Genomic DNA, 17,191 nt, shown 5'->3' with positions numbered 1-17,191 from the left:
GACGCTTGTAATGCGGCTGGAATTAAAAAATCGGCGCATGGATTAAGAAAATTAGCCGCAACACGTGCAGCTAATTCTGGAACAACAGTATCACAACTCAAAGCAATTTTTGGCTGGACAAATGATGCTATGGCATCTCTTTACACAAAGAGCGCAGATCGTAAAAGACTAGCTCTTGAAGCCATAAAAAAGCTTCAAAAAGATGAGGGATAGAGGCAAAAAAACTCAATAGAATCAAGATTCACCTATTCCCTTATATTAGACATAACTATTTTATTTTACTTGCTTTTTATTTGCCTTGCACGGACACTATTATGAAATGGGCTTGGGTGCTTTGGGAGATGTTTCTTAAAAAAACATATGAATTTTAAACAACAAGCATATTCTTTTTTACGGCATTCTATTTTACCCGAAGAACGTACCTATGAAAAGGACGACTAAACAAAAGCATGAAGCAATCTACAGGTTATAATGACCAAATATTCAAGCTTTATTCTGCATCGCCTAACTCAGCATCAAGAAACTGATGCAAATCTACAATGTAATAACGTTGTAATGCATTATCTACACTGCTTTGTGCTTTTGCCTGCCATGCTTCTTGAGCAGATTGATAATCTGAGAAAATACCAACCACATCTAACTCATCAGGATTCTTAAATTGATTACTGTTAAGATTTTTTAATTCCCCACCAAATACAAGATGTAAATATTGTTTTTTTTCTTTGGTTTCAGTCATATGTGCCTCCATATCATTTAGATTATCTTAGCGCGCTTTTACGTGATTAAACTAACTTTGTTTGACGAACAACATCTATCATATCTTGACAGCAATTATTTTTACCAGCAATTAAAAGTCCATACTGGTAAGGTTCAATTCCATAAGATAGTAAAGGGGCATCAAGCGATAAAAAACACCCTCCACACTCCTGCAAAATAAGATCAGCAGCGGCAATATCCCATTCATGACAATTTGGACGAACTAATACGATATCAATTTCATCTTGAGCAACAAGAACAATACGATAAGCAAGAGAAGGAAGATAATGGTAAAGACTGACTTGATTGAGAAAATCATCTGGTAATTTTTGTGCGAGCGATTTATCAAGTGAAATTTTATATTTTCGATGAACCTCAAAGGCTAAACGAGGAAGTTTTATCCCATTTAATGTTGCCCCTCCACCTGTTACAGCTGTATAAACATCTCCTTGAGCCGGACATTGTAGAACGCCCACAATAGGACGCCCATTCTCAATAATGGCAACCGAAATACACCAATAAGGATTGCCAGAAAGAAAACCACGCGTTCCATCAATAGGATCAACAACAAAAGAGCGCTCATAATAATCTTGTTCTTCTCGATTATCTTTTGTTTCTTCTGAAATCCATCCATAATTTGGACGAGCTCCAAGAAGCCTCTCTTTCAAGAAATGATCAACAGCAAAATCTGCTTCACTAACCGGGGAATTACCTTCTTTAATCCAGACATCCAACGTGCATCCAAAATACCGCATTGCTAAATCTCCTGCCTCTCGACAAACATCACGCAAAAGATTTAAATCAGAAGAATGATGCGTGTTATTTTCCTGCAAGTGTCATCCCTTCAATTAACAATGTTGGAGCAGCTGTACTATAACGCCGATCAATATCATTGGCAGGTGTTAAATGTGCTAACATATGAAGCAAATCAGAACCTAGCGTTACTTCACTTACCGGATAAGCAATTTCACCATTTTCAATCCAAAAACCGGAAGCCCCACGACTATACTGACCAGTAATAAAATCAATGCCATGACCGAATAATTCGGTCACATAAAATCCATTTCGCAAATCTTTTATCATATCGCAAGGTGATACTAAACCCGGTTCAATAGCAAAATTTGTACTGGTCGGCTGCACTAATGATGCCGAACGCATACCGTGTCCATTTGTTTTAAGTCCCAATTCACGTGCTGTAGATGATGAAAGAAGCCAATTTTTTAAAATACCATTTTCAATAATATTGAGTGTTTGCCCCTCTACCCCTTCTCCATCAAAAGGATGAGAAGCATTTCCACGTAATCGCAAAGGTTGATCGGTTACATTAACATTAGGCTTCATCACTTCCTTGCCTAGGAAATTCTGTAAAAGACTCGTTTTTCGAGCCACAGAGGCTCCATTGACCATAGATGCGATATGCCCTGCAATTCCACGAGCCGTACGCGGATTAAAAATAACATCAACGCTCCCAGTCGCCGCACGAACTGCACCCAAACGTCGAACAGCACCAAGCCCTGCATTCTTTCCCACAGTTTCTGCTGCCTCTAAATCAGAAAAATGTAAGGCTGTTGTATAATCATAATCCCGCTCCATCTGTGTTCCTTCACCTGCAAGAGCACTACAAGAACGTGAAAAACAACTTGAGCGATAGGCTCCACAAAAACCATCGCTGGTCACAAGAATAAACCCACTACGGCCATAAGCTGTTGCAGCGCCACCAGAATTGCTTACACCTTTAACATCAAGAGCTGCTGCCTCCGTTTTTAAAGCATCTTCTGTTAAAAAATGACTGCTGGGTACAAAATCATCAAAAAGATCAAGATCTTTAGGATACTTAACCAAACACTCTTTATCTGCCAAACCTTCAAATAAACTATCGGGAGAAGCTTTAGCCATCGCAACAGCACGTTCCGCAAGTTCTTGCGGATAAGATCCTAAATTAGCAGAAACACTTGCTACTTTTTTTCCAACAAAAACCCTTAGAGTAAAATCATTGCTCTCTGCTGCTTCTGTCGATTCGACTTTCCCAAAACGAACTGATACACTGGTAGAATGAGCATGAACAATAACAGCATCAGCAGCATCTGCCCCAGAACGCTTTGCTGCTTCAACCAGCGAAACAGCTTTCTCAATCTGGTTTTTGTCAGTCATTATAGACTCCCTAAAATATTTTATTATTTACATTGATAAGCATTCTGACAAATTTATACAAATCAGAATATAACTCTTGTGTATTGATTCATAAGATTATGCACATTCATGCATTCTTTTTCTTTTAATGCATTAAATCATTTCCCTTTTAGCTTCTTTATGAAAAAACGTAATATGCCGTAAAATCTCTTTAGTTTCAAGATTTCTCATGGGCCCTTATCATTTTAGGAGCCAAATCTCCACTGACAATCAAATCAACAGAACAATTGGCAATTAACAAAAGTCTTAGCTATAACACTTGAATTTAAGCCAAAATCCTCAAAAATTCGAAAAGCATAAAATGATCTAAATCACAGGTCTTCCTTCCTCTGGGTAGTAAAAAACTTATCTCATATCTTTCCTATAGCATTCTTTAATTTCCAAGCAAGAATCAAGAAAATACCTTATATTTGTATACACTTCTTTGCTTCTATAAACTCTCTCATAATGAGACGGCACTCTTGTAAATGAAACAAAACTTAAACAGAGTAAAAAATATTTCCTTCTATTATGGTTTCAACAAAATGAGCAGTCATAAACTTCTTTACCCTAATGGACGTAATATCATAAAGAACTCATTTTTATATTTAAAAGTAATCAAGAAATTATCTTGTAATCTTTCAATAAAATTAACAGTTTGATTTATACTTATAATTTATTGTTTTGTAATTTGTATAAAAAAGCCTAATATCATAAAATTCTCTCTGTTTCGAACCTATTCATGTTGAGTCAATCACAACTATTTGCGAGCAAATCATAAGTAAGGGGCCTATGAATGAAAACTATTTAAGAAGAAATCAAAATGCCTCTTATGAAGATTTTAAATGCAAAAAATATTGCAACATTAGAAACAGGCAAATATTATGACGATATGGACCTACATCATAAGAGAAGTAATGAACTTCTGAACCTTTCTCATTTTCAATGAAGAGAGCATCTTATAAGCTTTTATATATAAAAAAATTCAATGAATTTCATAAGATTTTTAGCGCAAAATTAATCCCGTAAGATGCTTTGACACGATTTCAACAGCTAACTAAAACCAAATCATAGCTCATCAATTTGCTATATACTCATAACTGATTTCATTCTAACAAGGCTAAGAGTTCTGCACCTTTTTTAAGGTATTAACTTCTTTATAAATGCACCCCCTTACAAAATGCTTTTGTTTTCAGTAAGAGCACGTCTGCTCATTTCAATCATTGCATCGCGAAGATGTAACTTAATTTTTGACCCAATAATCATTCCAAAGAAAGGAGAAAATAAACCAGACATGGTTACAGTATGACGAATTTTGTTATTTGAAGAACCCGATTTTGTTGAACAAATATATTCATGATTAAAACTCATACGTGTAAAAGGAAGTTTAGCATAATCAGAAAAACAAACATTTTTTATAACTTTATCAAGTGTAAAAGTTACTGTAGGTCCCTTTTTAGGTTTCATGCGTCCTATAGCGCCTTCTTTGAAAGGACCAGAAAGTTCTACCCACTCAAGTTCACTATCCCAGCAAGGCCATGATGCCACATCTTCCCATATAGCCCAAATTTGCTCAGCACTTGCTTCTGTACTAATCTCTTCACTATATATCCAATTAAACACGATAATCTCCCCTTTTTTACAAATTACTTATCTTTAGTGATAAAGAATAATATAAAAAAGTATCCTTAAAGCTGCACAACGATAAGATACTTAATACTCTCAGATTTACTTAATATGTAATGACTAACTCAACAAGCGATATTACTAAACTAAACACACAAGTATTCAGGATAAATGAACAATATTTTCAATACTAAACAAAATATCTTTTTTAAGTTTAGACAATAGCAAAAATAGAAGTTACGCATCATATAAGATATCAATGCAGACTGCATAGCTTAAAGCTTTCAACTGCTGATGAAATGTGATGATTAAGGTATGGCAGAAAGAAATTAGATAAAAAAGATCATAACTATTATCGAGGAATATATATCCTATTGGAGAAAAAACATCCTTCTGTATTAAAGCTAATAAAAATTCATCAATTCCTTTAACATTAGAATCTTTTATTGATTTTCTGCTTAACCTTTTAAAAACCATATAAAATGAAGAAAACTGTGAAAAAGCATTTTTTCATCCTATCGGATAAAAACAAGAACTTTCTCAAGATGTAAGCGATCGTAATTTATAGAGACGTATTGCTGTCTCACCATAAAAACGCTCATCGTCTAGATAAAAGACGTCAGGTAAATAAATCATTGTATCTTTCTTTTCTTCAAGTATGAAGAGTGTATCAGCTTTTGCCCACCCTCCTCGCAAAGCTTCTACAAAAGCACGTTCACCTAAACAACGGCTATAGGGAGGATCAGCGCAGATAACATCAAATGGCAGCATTGTGCCAATATTGCCAAGTTTGGTCGCATCACGACGCAAAATCCGTCCTATCGACTGTAATTCAAAGGCTTCTATATTTTTTTGAAGCAACCCACGCCCCTCAACCGAGTTTTCAACAAAAACAGCCGCCTTTGCTCCACGCGAAAGTGCTTCGATGCCTAAAGCACCAGTACCAGCAAAAAGATCAAGAATGCGTTTATTGGTCCAAAACTCTTCTTCACGGCTAGAAAGAATATTAAAAAGGCTTTCACGTGTACGATCACTCGTTGGGCGAATCGACTGATTAACAGGCGAAAACAAAACACGCCCAGCAAATTTACCGCCTATGATCCGCACGTGGACCTCCAAATCGCTTCGAAGTTTTTGCACCGTCCCTATGTGGTTTAGATTTTTTCATAGCACCACCAAACGATTTTACCTTTTTCTTTCTCTCAAAAGAATGCTCATCATGACCACCTTTTATCATTTTCTCTTTATCCTTTAAAAAGCGATCTTTCTTACCAAAGGGATGCGTCTCGTCATAAGATATTTTGCCATGTTTTTGAACAAAACTTTCCCTCTTCTCTTTGTATGACGGATTTTCTTTTAGTTTTTCCTTGCCTCGATGAAAGGACTTTCTACCATCCAAATCGCTCTTATGATCATGCGATTTCTCCTCACTATAGGAAGGCTTTCTACGTGCACTTTGCGGACGTGCACCAGGAGCCATCCAAACATTAGCACGGCGAGAACGCGGTAGAAAACGCTCTGCTTTTCCTTCTTCACTTTTCTCCTTCTTTACATTCTCATGAGACTTTGTACTTAATCGTGCGCGACTATGTTCAACAGAACCATCTCTTGGTCGGCGTCGTATCGCCCTTTCACTTGAGAAAACCCAACCATCATTTGCAACAGAAAGATCTTTCTGGCTTTGCTTTTCTGCAACAACTGCAGAATTTGAAAATGGCTTAAGAATAGGAGCATCAAAATCTGCATTGGCTTGCATAATTAAACGCTCCCCCAACTGATCTCGTAACATCCGCCCTTTTAACTCTTGCACGGCTCCTTCTTCTAAATCAGAGAGATGAAATGGACCATAAGATACACGTATTAATCGATTAACTGATAATCCCAATGCCCCTAAAACATTCTTTATTTCACGATTTTTTCCTTCTCGCAAAGCGACAGAAAGCCATACATTCGACCCTTGTTCGCGTTCAATTGATGCTTCAATCGAACCATAAAAAATACCATTAATCGCAATACCATTTTTAAGGTTATCCAACGCGCTCTGCTTGACTCTTCCATGAGCACGGACACGATATTTGCGGACCCACCCCGTTACAGGAAGCTCTAATACACGCGCTAAGCCACCATCATTGGTTAAAAGCAAAAGCCCTTCCGTGTTAATGTCAAGCCTTCCAACAGAAAGAACACGCGGCATTCCTTTTGGTAAATTACTAAAGACTGTAGGTCTGCCTTCAGGATCACGGTTCGTGGTGACAAGACCTGCTGGCTTATAGTAAAGCCATAAACGCGTTCGTTCTATAGGAGGTAAAGGTTTGCCATCAACTTTAATAACATCAGAGCGGCTAACATTAAAAGCAGGCGTTGTCACGACTTTACCATTCACAGAAATACGACCTGCAACAATCATCATTTCTGCATCTCGACGCGAAGCAATACCAGCACGCGCTAACCTTTTAGCAATTCGTTCACTCTCATTATTTTCATTCATTTGCGTTTCAAACCAATCTTTGCAAGTATGTTCAGAAAATTATTCACATGCACCATACCGCTTATCCTGAAAAAGGAAGTAGCATAATCATTTATCATTTTCTATCCTTTAACGACAATAATGTATCTGTCGACTTGCAAGTTTGTTTTAAACTCTTTAAAAAATAGAGGTATTCTTTTCATTATAAAAGCGTAATAAATTATTCATTCCATAGCATTCCTTATCGAGATAACCTTTAGATTTTCTATACCTTCAGTAGAAAGAATATTATGACTTTGACGCCCATGGAAATAGCCCTTTTAGAAGCGCAAGAGGCTGCAAAAAAAGATGAAGTTCCCGTAGGTGCTGTCATTACACGTGGAAAAGCTATCATTGCACGCGCTGGTAACTTTATAAAATCTGCATATGACCCTACAGGACACGCAGAAATACGCGCAATCCGTATGGCTTGCGAAACATTGCAAAACGAAAGGCTTCCTGATTGCGATCTTTATGTAACACTTGAACCTTGTGCTATGTGTGCCGCTGCCATTTCATTTGCACGCATACGACGTCTCTATTATGCAACAAATGATCCCAAAGGAGGTGCTATAGAAAATGGCCCACGTTTTTATCAGCAACCAACCTGCCATCACAAACCTGAGATTTATTCTGGTTTCAAGGAAAAAGAAGCAGCTCAATTACTTAAAGACTTTTTTGTACAAAAGCGATACTAAAAATAATTCTTCTTCCATAACTTTCACTCTTTAAAAACTATCCTACTTCTCAAAAAAGACTGTTAATTCTTCTGATATATATATATAGCAAAAGCTATTTCGAAGCATTTTTTCTCTCTTTTAATTCTGCATATTGTTTCTATTAGATGGTACATTCATTCAAAAGAATAATTCATTATTTTGTATATAAAATATAAAGTCCAAAATATCGTAGATATGCTCTCATTTCAAATTACATTGAAACAGTAAAAATCACTTTCTTGCACATCATAAGCGGAATTATCGTCTGGATAAAGAACGTTTTAGAAAAGACTAAAAATGTCTCTTATGAAAGCTCTCAAATGCAAAAATTATCGCAACATTGGAGTCTGTAAAATAAAATGATGGTATCCACTTTCTCCTTCCTAAGCATAAAGTATTGGAGCACAATAGATTTTACGTTATACTAGCCACATGAGCAATGTTGTAAAATGAGCTTGAGAAATGTTTCGTGTTAAGGAAACGCATAAGGAATCTCTCGATGCTGTTGTCATATTGCTATTTCATGAGAATACCCCCCTCCTACAGCAGCATTATAACTGCGCGCGAATGAGAGCTTGGTATCATAAGTAATTGGAAAAATACTTTACTTTAAATGTTTTGTCTTTTCCCTATCGACCAATAGGTGCGGTTTTTGCCGGTTGGCGATAACTTAAAGGTGGTTCAGTGAGATAGCGACGGTATTTTGAACTTCCAACTTGTGCTCTCTGACGACGTAAATATTCCTGTCGTTGCTTCGCATTCAACTGTGAAGGATTTTCTGAACCAACGCCATTAACTGACGATCCTTTGTGAGGAAAAGGAGTATTTCCTTGATGCTTCTTCGATGCTGCCATTTCATTGACAGATCTATCTTGTTGTGGTACCGGCAAAAATCTGCGTGAACTAGGGCTTGGTATTACAAGTTTTGGATGAGGTTTCATAACAATCTGGCTGCTGTTATTTGTTGGTGTTAATGAAGTGATATTAGCAACATCTTCAAAAAACTGTATTGAAACTGGTTTATTGGTACCATAGGTAGGAGCGGATAAATTGCATCCCGTTAAAACAAAGCACATCCCTAAAATTCCTATTGGAAATATTTTTATTTCACGTTTTCTCACTGCCTATTCCATTTCCTAGGTGTATGGCTGATTAATATTCCCGTTATTTATGAGAGAACGGTCCATACACAAATTTCCCCCCTGCAGATAAAACAACGGAATTTTTTTCGTACCACAAAAAACTATATTCATCAATATGAGAAATTTACTTGCATTTCTTTCCTTTGATCTAAAACTTTAAATCTTGCCAAGAATCTGCAATTCCCGCAAAGCAGCTGCATCACGAGCAGATACATCCGGATAAGCTGGATCACTTCCAACATCTTGTGTATAACGCCATGATCGAGCACATTTTTTTCCTAATGCCTTCTCTGGATATACACCAACACCTTCAACATCATTCAAAGTAAAAGCATCAGAAGGTATCGTGTCCTGCGTAATTGTGAGCGCACTGGTAATACAGATCTCCGCCATATCCACATTTTCTAATGCCTCTCGTAAAACCAGATTGGAAATAAAAACAATAGGCGCAGCTTCCAAAGAGGATCCAATACGCTTATTAGCACGTTCAAGCTCTAAAGCACCTGTCACAACTTTACGGACCTGCCGAATTTTTTTCCAACGCTCAGCCAAAGATTGGTTTTGCCATTCTTCTGGTACAGAGCGAAATTGTTCCAAATGCACCGATTGGCTTCCTGGATAACGCTCTAACCAAGCTTCTTCCATAGTAAAAGGTAACATTGGAGCAAGCCATGTGACCATACGCTCAAAAATCTCACGGACAACCTGCAAGGAGGCCTTGCGTTTTTTTGATGAAGGCGCATCACAATAAAGAGAATCCTTGCGGATATCAAAATAAAATGCCGATAACTCAATGATTGAAAAATCCAATAATGCACGCATAATCTTTTTAAAATCAAATTCATCGTAAGCGCGATTAATCAACTGATCAAGTTCAAAAAGCCTATGCAATATAAATTTTTCAAGATCCGGCAGTGCACCATAAGATACTTCTTCTCCATCATCATGTGCTAAAGTTCCTAGCATCCAACGAATTGCATTGCGTAGTTTACGATATGAATCCACATTTGTTTGAAGTATTTTTTTGCCTAAACGCTGATCTTCCCAATAATCGGCTGTCATAACCCAGAGACGAAAAATATCAGCTCCAGATGTTTTAATGATTTCTTGCGGAACAACCGTATTGCCTAAAGATTTAGACATTTTCTTACCATTCTCATCCAAAGTAAAACCGTGTGTGATCACGGACTTATAGGGAGAACAAGCACGCGTACCACAGCTTTCCAAAAGAGAAGATTGGAACCATCCGCGATGCTGATCTGAACCTTCAAAATAAACATCAGCAGGCCATTTCAAATCAGCCCGATCTTCTAACACAAAGCTATGGCTGGCTCCAGAATCAAACCAAACATCCAAAATATCATAAACCTGTACCCAAGGCTCATGTGCACGCTCACCTAAAAAACGTTCACGTGCTCCTTCAGCAAACCATGCATCTGCCCCTTCTGCTTCAAAAGCCCGTAAAATACGCTCGTTCACACCTTCATCTTTTAGAATAACACCATCCTCATTTGCAAAAATACAAATAGGAACACCCCAAGAACGCTGACGAGAAAGAACCCAATCAGGACGATCTTCTATCATAGAAGCTAGGCGGTTTTGTCCAGAAGATGGCACAAAACGCGTTTTTGAAACAGCTTCCAAAGCCCGACTACGTAAAGTTGAACCATCCCCAAAATCTTTATCCATTGAAATAAACCATTGCGGTGTATTGCGAAAAATAACGGGTTTTTTTGAACGCCAACTATGGGGATAGGAATGCTTTAAACGCCCCCGTGCAAACAATCGATCTGCTTTAATTAAAGCATTAATGACCTCTTTATTGGCATCACCCATTTTTCCATTATCATCAATAACACGTGCAGGTCCTCCTTCACGATCTGGTCCTAAACCTGGAACATCTTTCGTATAGAACCCTGCATCATCAACAGGAAACGGTATAGATGAATCAATCCCCGCTTGCTCCAGTAAGGACTTATAATCATTCCAAATTTCAAAGTCCTCACGCCCATGGCTTGGTGCTGTATGGACAAAACCTGTACCAGCACTCTCTGTTACGTGCGAACCATCAAGCAATGGAATTTTATAATTATACCCTCCAGCTAAACCTTTGAGTGGATGAGAAAGAACAAGAGCTTTCAACTCTTCAGAAGAAATAACACGCAAATGCTTCAAAACAAGTTTGGCTTTTTCTCCACAACTCATCGCTAAAGCGTCTGCAAAGAGAAGCTTTTCTCCCACTTGAGGACCAAAATCATTTTCAGCACTTTCAACTTCGTAAATACTATAAGAAATTTGCGAAGAATAACTCACTGCACGATTGCTTGGAATCGTCCACGGTGTTGTTGTCCAAATGACGACATGAGCACCATATAAATCATCAGAATTTGCTTCAAAAACAGGAAACTTAACCCAAAGCACCTCTGATTCATGATCATGATATTCAATCTCAGCCTCTGCCAAAGCCGTACGTTCCACAACAGACCACATCACTGGCTTGGAACCACGATAAATCTGATCTGACATAGCAAATTTTATCAATTCACTGGCAATGCGTGCTTCTGCATGAAAAGCCATTGTAGTATAAGGCGTGTTAAAATCTCCCACAACACCAAGGCGTTTAAATTCTTCACTTTGAATAGTTACCCAATGCTGTGCAAATTCACGGCATTCTTGACGAAACTCGTTAAGAGGTACCTCATCCTTATTTTTTCCTTGTGCTCGATATTTTTCTTCAATTTTCCATTCAATTGGAAGCCCATGGCAATCCCAACCAGGTACATAATTTGCATTAAAACCGCGCATTTGGAATGAACGAACAACCACATCCTTTAGAACTTTATTTAAAGCATGCCCGATATGAATATGACCATTTGCATAAGGCGGACCATCATGAAGAATATAAAATGGACGATCTTTTGCTTGTTGACGCAATTGCGCATAAAGCCCCATATTTTCCCAACGCGCCATCAATTCAAGCTCTTTTTGCGGAAGCCCTGCACGCATAGGAAAATTTGTCTGTGGGAGATAAAGAGTTTTTGAATAATCTATTGTTTCATTTTTCACAGCCATTGTGAAATATCCCTGTCCACTTTTACGATTTCATTTTTGCATAACTTCCCTGAACCCTGCAACTCTGGTTTTTATCTATAGGGAAAGCCGAGCTTATCATTCGTATTAAGCAGCGATCAGGAAAATATATCATCACACTCTATGGGCTTTATCATGAAATTCACAAGAAAAGAAACCAAAAAGTGATCTTAAAAAAAAATAAAGGCTCCACTGACAGTGGAGCCTCTTAGAAATTTACTCTTTAAAAAATTAGAATTTATAAGCTACACCAACACGGAAATCATTGGTTTTGTAGTTAACTTCAAGTTTTTCCTTTGCAAATTTCTTTTTACCAAAATCAGAGTAACGATATTCTGCACGTACAATCACATTATCTAGAAGCGAGAAATCAACGCCACCACCAAGTGTGTAACCAATCATGGTTTTTGTTTCATCAGCTAAGTTCTTAGAAGAAACGACTCTTCCATCCTCATCCTTAACAGATATTGATACAGTGTCTTGGAATTGCCCATAAGCAATACCACCAGCAAGATAAGGCATAAAGCGATCAGCAGCAAAACCAATACGTACCCGTGTAGCACCACCCCAATTTTGTTTGAAAGTATGACTTAAAGTTTCAACTGCATCCTCTTGATCAAGACCAAGTTCAGAAGCCATCTTTTTTATTTGTTCTATACCATATACACTGGAAGCGTTCTTATCCACCGCTTGTGTACTTTGTGCACCGTGTCCAGACATATTCTGTCCACCATGAGAACGAGAAGCATGTGGATTAGTACCATTCGGATGAGCACCAGAGCTATGCCCACCTGCATGAGGTGCACCATGTGCATTAGCATTTCCACTACTATGGGAAGAACTATGATGACCTCCCTGTTGGGCTCCGCTTGTTCCATTAGAAACTTTTGTTTCTGAACCATTGGATGATCCTGATCTCGCGAGTACAAGTGATGAACTCGGTACTGTTCTTTCTACTGCTGATGGTTGTGATACAGATTGTACCGGTGTAGGTACTTTTACTGCTGGCTGACTTGCTTCTGTTCCTGTTGATGGGGTAGAGAATGTTAGTTTTGTTACAACTGATTTTGCAGGTACCGCCACCGCTGATGATTTTGCAGGTACCGCCACCGCTGACTGTACTGCTGGTGTGGCTGAGATGGATTGTACTTGTGAAGATCCCGCTAATATAGATGTTGTTTCTGCAGATTTTGCAGACGCATCTGCTCTTTTTGTCTCAACTCTTGATGATTGGTTTCCTGTATCTGATCTTCCTAACGAAAGCTCTGACTGGACCAGTGTTCTTGTCTCTGTGCTGGAGGAGGGTTGTTTAGATGTAGAAACTGTTGCTGTTTCTGCGCCTGTTTGTGGTTTTGTCACTGGCTTAGAGGACCCTCGTTGTCCAGCTAACGATGCTGATGTTGGGTTTGAAACTCCTAATGTTTTTCCTTCCACTTTCACTGTTTCTTTTACTGTTGTAGCATTAGGATTGCCAGTTGTTGCTGTTTTCCCTGATTGGCTTACGCCTGGATTTGGTTGTTGATTTAAATTTTCCCGCGTAGATTGCGCTTGGACAGTTGATTGTATTGGTGTATTTGACGTTAAGGTTCCTGCTACTGGTGACACTGGTGTTCCTGTTGTGGTTACACCTTCTGCGGATCTGCGAGATCTTACGACTGCATTTTCTACTGTAGTGTTATCAGCTGCACCTATGGTAATGGTCTTTGTGTGCTTTTTTCCAGATATCATTAAATCCGTATCGATACCAAAAATAAAGTTGTCACCGAGATCAATATTAGAACCTGCATAAAAACCACCTGCAAAACCTGAAAGTTTAGGAGAGAACTCTTTATCCAGTGGTAAACTCTTTTCTTGACCAACAAGAGCCATATCAGCTTTGCTCGAAAAACCACCAGCTTGGACACCTAAATAAAGACCTGTCCATGAAAAAGTAGGTGCAACAATGGTAGAAGCAGTCGATGATGCTGGCTGATGAGGAATCATAACATCAGCAGCTAGTGCTGTAGACGCTGAAATTAAAGAAAAAATAGACGCTGTTATTAAACGTTTTGTATTCATAAAATCTCTCCAAATATCCAAAATGAAATTCATATAGAGCATCTTTTCTGAAATATCTGTAGCAAAAATGACACACTCACAAAAAAATAAAGAATTTTTGTGCAATAAACAAATTATATCAAATTTTTTTAAACAAAAAGCGCGTTGCAATCACCTGTTTTGAAGCCAATGTATGCATGTGTCATAGAGGACAACTCGCATTAGCTCTCACTCAATTGCCTGATTGGAATTATGAAATTAAGCACATCTAAAAAATAAATTTGCATATTTTTAAAAAATGGGAGTGTCCATATGTCACCTAGCACACCCCTACTCATTCCTAACAACTTTTAAGTAATGCATGATTCACGCTACGGGTGGATTGTGCCAAATCAAGGAAATAAATCATGGGGAAAAAATACGACTTGACTGATGAAACAATAGAGTTTGATGGATACATTACGCTTTACCGTATCCATGAATTGAGAGACTTTAGAGATGAAAAGGCAGGTAATCTTGACAGCTTTACAGAGGATGAAGACAGTTTAAGTCATGAAAACGATTGTTGGATTTATAATGATGCCAAGGCGTATTCCTTTACCAATATTTACGATAGCGCTAAGATTTTTGATAACGCACAAGTTGCTTATAATGCACAGATTTTTGGAAACGCAAAAATTTATGATAATTCAGAAGCTTGTAACAAAACTATGACCGCCCAGAACGGCGTCCCTTCAACAAAAGACGACATTCCTTTCTAACACCAAAAAACTAACCTTTTTACACCAGCGTGATTCACGCCACATGTGAATTACATCTAAAATCAAGGCGAACAAACATGGGACACCGTCCACCTACTATTACGCAACCAGCTATTGCTCGTGCTGTACGAGAAGCTAAAAAACAAGGGTGTGAATTAATAGAAATAAAGCCTACAGGTGAACTGCTTATTTATCTTAAAGCAGACATCCCAATACCAAACCAAGCTAGTCTTCCAAAAAAGTTATTAGATTTGTCAACGAATGAAGATTATGAATCTTCACTCTCTAAGATGTGAAGTTGCTATGCCAAAACCACGCCCCCCTCATCTTGTCAAAGAAATCACACGCCATGGTAAAATTATATGGTATGTGCGTATTGGTCGTGGTCAACGCATTAGAGTACGTGGAACCTATGGAACGCAAGAGTTTGTTGACAACTACCAAAGTGCGCTTGCTGAATTACAAGGGCTTATACTTCCAAAATCCAAAACCGGTAAACTTGTTGAAAGGTTATTTGCATGGCTACTTAAACAGTATTTTAACAGTATCAATTGGCATAGCTTCTCTAAAGTCACAAAAAGAACTCATCCTGATGAAGGTGTGTGATTCTATAGGTCACATTTCATACCAAGCAATCGAAAAGAAACATATTATAGCCGGTGTTGAACATCGTAAATAAACACTTGGAATGGCTAGAGACTTTCTGAAAGGTCTAAACGGACTTTTTAAATGGGCCATTGAACAGGGTCTTTTGGAAAATAATCCAGCTTTAGGAATCAAAAGACCTCCTCTCAAAAACGAAGACGGATTTCCAGTCAAAACAGAAAAAAGTAAATTCCAAACAGATGTTTTTCTGCCAATTTTGTCTGAACTAGCCAAAACCCTTTAAATTGGTCCTATTGGAGAAGAAACATTCATTTGTGGTCAAGTTAATCAAAAACTCTCCAAAGAAAGCTTTGGCGATACATTTAGATAGGCTTGTAATACAGTAGGCATTAAAAAATCAGCGCGCGCATGGTTTAAGAAAATTAGCAGCAACACGCGCTGCTAATTTCGGTGCAACAGTCTCGCAACTCAAAGCAATTTTTGGCTGGACAGACGACACTATGGCATCTCTTTACACAAAGAGCGCAGACCGTAAAAACTTGCTCTTGAAGCCATAAAAAAGCTTCAAAAAGATGAGGAATAGAGGCAAATAAAACTCAATAGAATCAGGAACAACCTATTCTCTCATATTAGACATAAATATTTTATTTTACACATACTTGTGAATGAAACGGCTTTTAAAACCTTGTCTGTTAAAGTTTATGCTCTTTGCCTCTGCATAATTTAGCGTTTTTAAGTTCTATTCTTGAAAAACTATGCAAGACCTTAACAAACTATTTATTGATCTAAGCGTTCAATAATCTTTTCTTCCATTCAAATTACCTTTTTGCTTATCCTAAAGAAAAAAGCATTATAAATATACCTAATTTTCAGTCATATCTGGAAAAGGTTTTAAACTGTCGATGCAAATCTTATACAACGTTTTATTCAAATAGTGTAAATCAGCCCTTTCCTCCAAGATACCCTTTAGACGCATTAAATATCTGAATATTTTTATTTAAAAAATAAAAATCTTTTAAAGAGCTTTCTTATTGAATTGTACTTATTTAAACTCAATAAAAATTTTGCTTGAATATATATGTCATTCTTACAAATTTATCTCTCATAAACTGTCAAAGCAATAACATTTTCTTTTCGCAGATATGACCGATCTAAATAGAATAAATATCTGGAAAGGTAAAATAATTTAAAAATACACGACCGAAATTTAATATAATTTATCAAACATTTTCAACTGAACATTTCTTATTATTACGAAAACGACCATTAGAACTTAAAAAATATTGCTTTGTAAAAAATTTTTAAACAGGAAAAAAATGATAAATATCATAATTACCTTTCATTTTTCAGAAAAAACTATCATGTTTAAAAATGAAACTCTTAGATAACACACTCAAAGAATTAACTTATGAAGAATTATTTTAATTGAAACTTAAATAGTTTTACAAAGAACGCTTTAAAATGCGTATTAAAATGATTGACCTTTTACAAGAAATTTGTCAAAAAGCATATCTAGTTTGGAGGGGTGGCCGAGCGGTTTAAGGCACCGGTCTTGAAAACCGGCGTGCAGGAGACTGTACCGTGGGTTCGAATCCCACCCCCTCCGCCACAGCACTTTTATGGTGCTATAACTTATTGATTTCATGTGTGTAGCTGTAGCTTGCCAGCAGGTTTTGTATATTTTGACTGTAGCTTGCCTGTAGCTTGCCAGCAGGTTTTGTATATTTTGACACTAGGTTTTGTACCAATTTATTTTTTCTCAAAGAGTTTTTAAGGGGT

General features: G+C 37.5%; 13 protein-coding genes, 1 tRNA gene and 1 pseudogene. 6 read left to right on the top strand and 9 right to left on the bottom strand.

Annotated elements, in window-relative coordinates; all coding sequences use genetic code 11:
• Positions 1-213: tyrosine-type recombinase/integrase (locus tag ACFIMK_RS03455; RefSeq protein ID WP_375682876.1), on the top strand; the 213-nt coding region annotated here is incomplete at its 5' end.
• 277 nt (positions 214-490) lie between these two features.
• Here the strand turns inward: ACFIMK_RS03455 and ACFIMK_RS03450 are convergent.
• From ACFIMK_RS03450 to ACFIMK_RS03425, 6 genes are all read right to left on the bottom strand, one after another.
• Positions 491-736, bottom strand: a complete 246-nt coding sequence (locus ACFIMK_RS03450; protein ID WP_375612377.1) for a DUF4170 domain-containing protein — start codon at positions 734-736, stop codon at positions 491-493.
• A gap of 46 nt (positions 737-782) precedes the next feature.
• Positions 783-1,589 (bottom strand): 3'(2'),5'-bisphosphate nucleotidase CysQ, encoded by an 807-nt coding sequence (locus tag ACFIMK_RS03445; protein ID WP_375682563.1) that lies wholly within the window; start codon positions 1,587-1,589, stop codon positions 783-785.
• Positions 1,576-2,907 carry a TldD/PmbA family protein gene (locus ACFIMK_RS03440; RefSeq protein ID WP_375612375.1) on the bottom strand — a complete coding sequence of 444 codons (1,332 nt, stop codon included), beginning with the start codon at positions 2,905-2,907 and terminating at the stop codon, positions 1,576-1,578. The genes ACFIMK_RS03445 and ACFIMK_RS03440 overlap by 14 nt, the downstream gene beginning before the upstream one ends.
• A gap of 1,191 nt (positions 2,908-4,098) precedes the next feature.
• Positions 4,099-4,548 carry a hypothetical protein gene (locus tag ACFIMK_RS03435; RefSeq protein ID WP_375629733.1) on the bottom strand — a complete coding sequence of 150 codons (450 nt, stop codon included), beginning with the start codon at positions 4,546-4,548 and terminating at the stop codon, positions 4,099-4,101.
• A 543-nt stretch (positions 4,549-5,091) separates the two neighbouring features.
• Positions 5,092-5,658: a 16S rRNA (guanine(966)-N(2))-methyltransferase RsmD gene (gene rsmD / locus ACFIMK_RS03430; RefSeq protein WP_375612106.1), complete on the bottom strand. Its 567-nt coding sequence runs from the start codon at positions 5,656-5,658 to the stop codon at positions 5,092-5,094.
• A complete protein-coding gene (locus tag ACFIMK_RS03425) occupies positions 5,639-7,039 on the bottom strand; it encodes a pseudouridine synthase (RefSeq protein ID WP_375675112.1) in 1,401 nt (466 codons plus the stop codon). Before ACFIMK_RS03425 ends, rsmD begins: the two co-directional genes overlap by 20 nt.
• A gap of 269 nt (positions 7,040-7,308) precedes the next feature.
• Here ACFIMK_RS03425 and ACFIMK_RS03420 point away from each other — a divergent pair, with 269 nt between their 5' ends.
• On the top strand, positions 7,309-7,755 hold the full coding sequence (locus tag ACFIMK_RS03420) for a nucleoside deaminase (protein WP_273790416.1): 447 nt from the start codon (positions 7,309-7,311) through the stop codon (positions 7,753-7,755).
• A 650-nt stretch (positions 7,756-8,405) separates the two neighbouring features.
• Here the strand turns inward: ACFIMK_RS03420 and ACFIMK_RS03415 are convergent.
• The 3 genes from ACFIMK_RS03415 to ACFIMK_RS03405 all read right to left on the bottom strand — a co-directional run bounded on the left by ACFIMK_RS03415 (position 8,406) and on the right by ACFIMK_RS03405 (position 14,066).
• Entirely contained in the window at positions 8,406-8,897 is a 492-nt protein-coding gene (locus tag ACFIMK_RS03415; protein WP_375612104.1) for a hypothetical protein, read from the bottom strand.
• Between the two features lie 177 nt (positions 8,898-9,074).
• Positions 9,075-11,990 (bottom strand): isoleucine--tRNA ligase, encoded by a 2,916-nt coding sequence (gene ileS / locus ACFIMK_RS03410; RefSeq protein WP_375629739.1) that lies wholly within the window; start codon positions 11,988-11,990, stop codon positions 9,075-9,077.
• Positions 11,991-12,239: 249 nt separating this feature from the next.
• On the bottom strand, positions 12,240-14,066 hold the full coding sequence (locus ACFIMK_RS03405; RefSeq protein ID WP_375682875.1) for an outer membrane beta-barrel protein: 1,827 nt from the start codon (positions 14,064-14,066) through the stop codon (positions 12,240-12,242).
• Positions 14,067-14,452: 386 nt separating this feature from the next.
• Here ACFIMK_RS03405 and ACFIMK_RS03400 point away from each other — a divergent pair, with 386 nt between their 5' ends.
• From ACFIMK_RS03400 to ACFIMK_RS03385, 4 genes and pseudogenes are all read left to right on the top strand, one after another.
• Positions 14,453-14,806: a hypothetical protein gene (locus ACFIMK_RS03400; RefSeq protein ID WP_375638805.1), complete on the top strand. Its 354-nt coding sequence runs from the start codon at positions 14,453-14,455 to the stop codon at positions 14,804-14,806.
• Between the two features lie 77 nt (positions 14,807-14,883).
• On the top strand, positions 14,884-15,102 hold the full coding sequence (locus tag ACFIMK_RS03395) for a hypothetical protein (protein ID WP_375632587.1): 219 nt from the start codon (positions 14,884-14,886) through the stop codon (positions 15,100-15,102).
• 7 nt (positions 15,103-15,109) lie between these two features.
• Positions 15,110-15,995: pseudogene (locus tag ACFIMK_RS03390) on the top strand (tyrosine-type recombinase/integrase).
• A gap of 936 nt (positions 15,996-16,931) precedes the next feature.
• Positions 16,932-17,021: transfer RNA gene (locus ACFIMK_RS03385), tRNA-Ser, on the top strand.
• The last annotated feature ends 170 nt before the right edge of the window (positions 17,022-17,191 follow it).

Origin of the sequence: Bartonella sp. AP280QHHD (assembly GCF_042196125.1) — a bacterium.
GTDB lineage: Bacteria > Pseudomonadota > Alphaproteobacteria > Rhizobiales > Rhizobiaceae > Bartonella.
The sequence above is the reverse complement of the archived record's forward strand: the minus strand, read 5'-3'. Positions and strand labels throughout refer to the sequence as shown.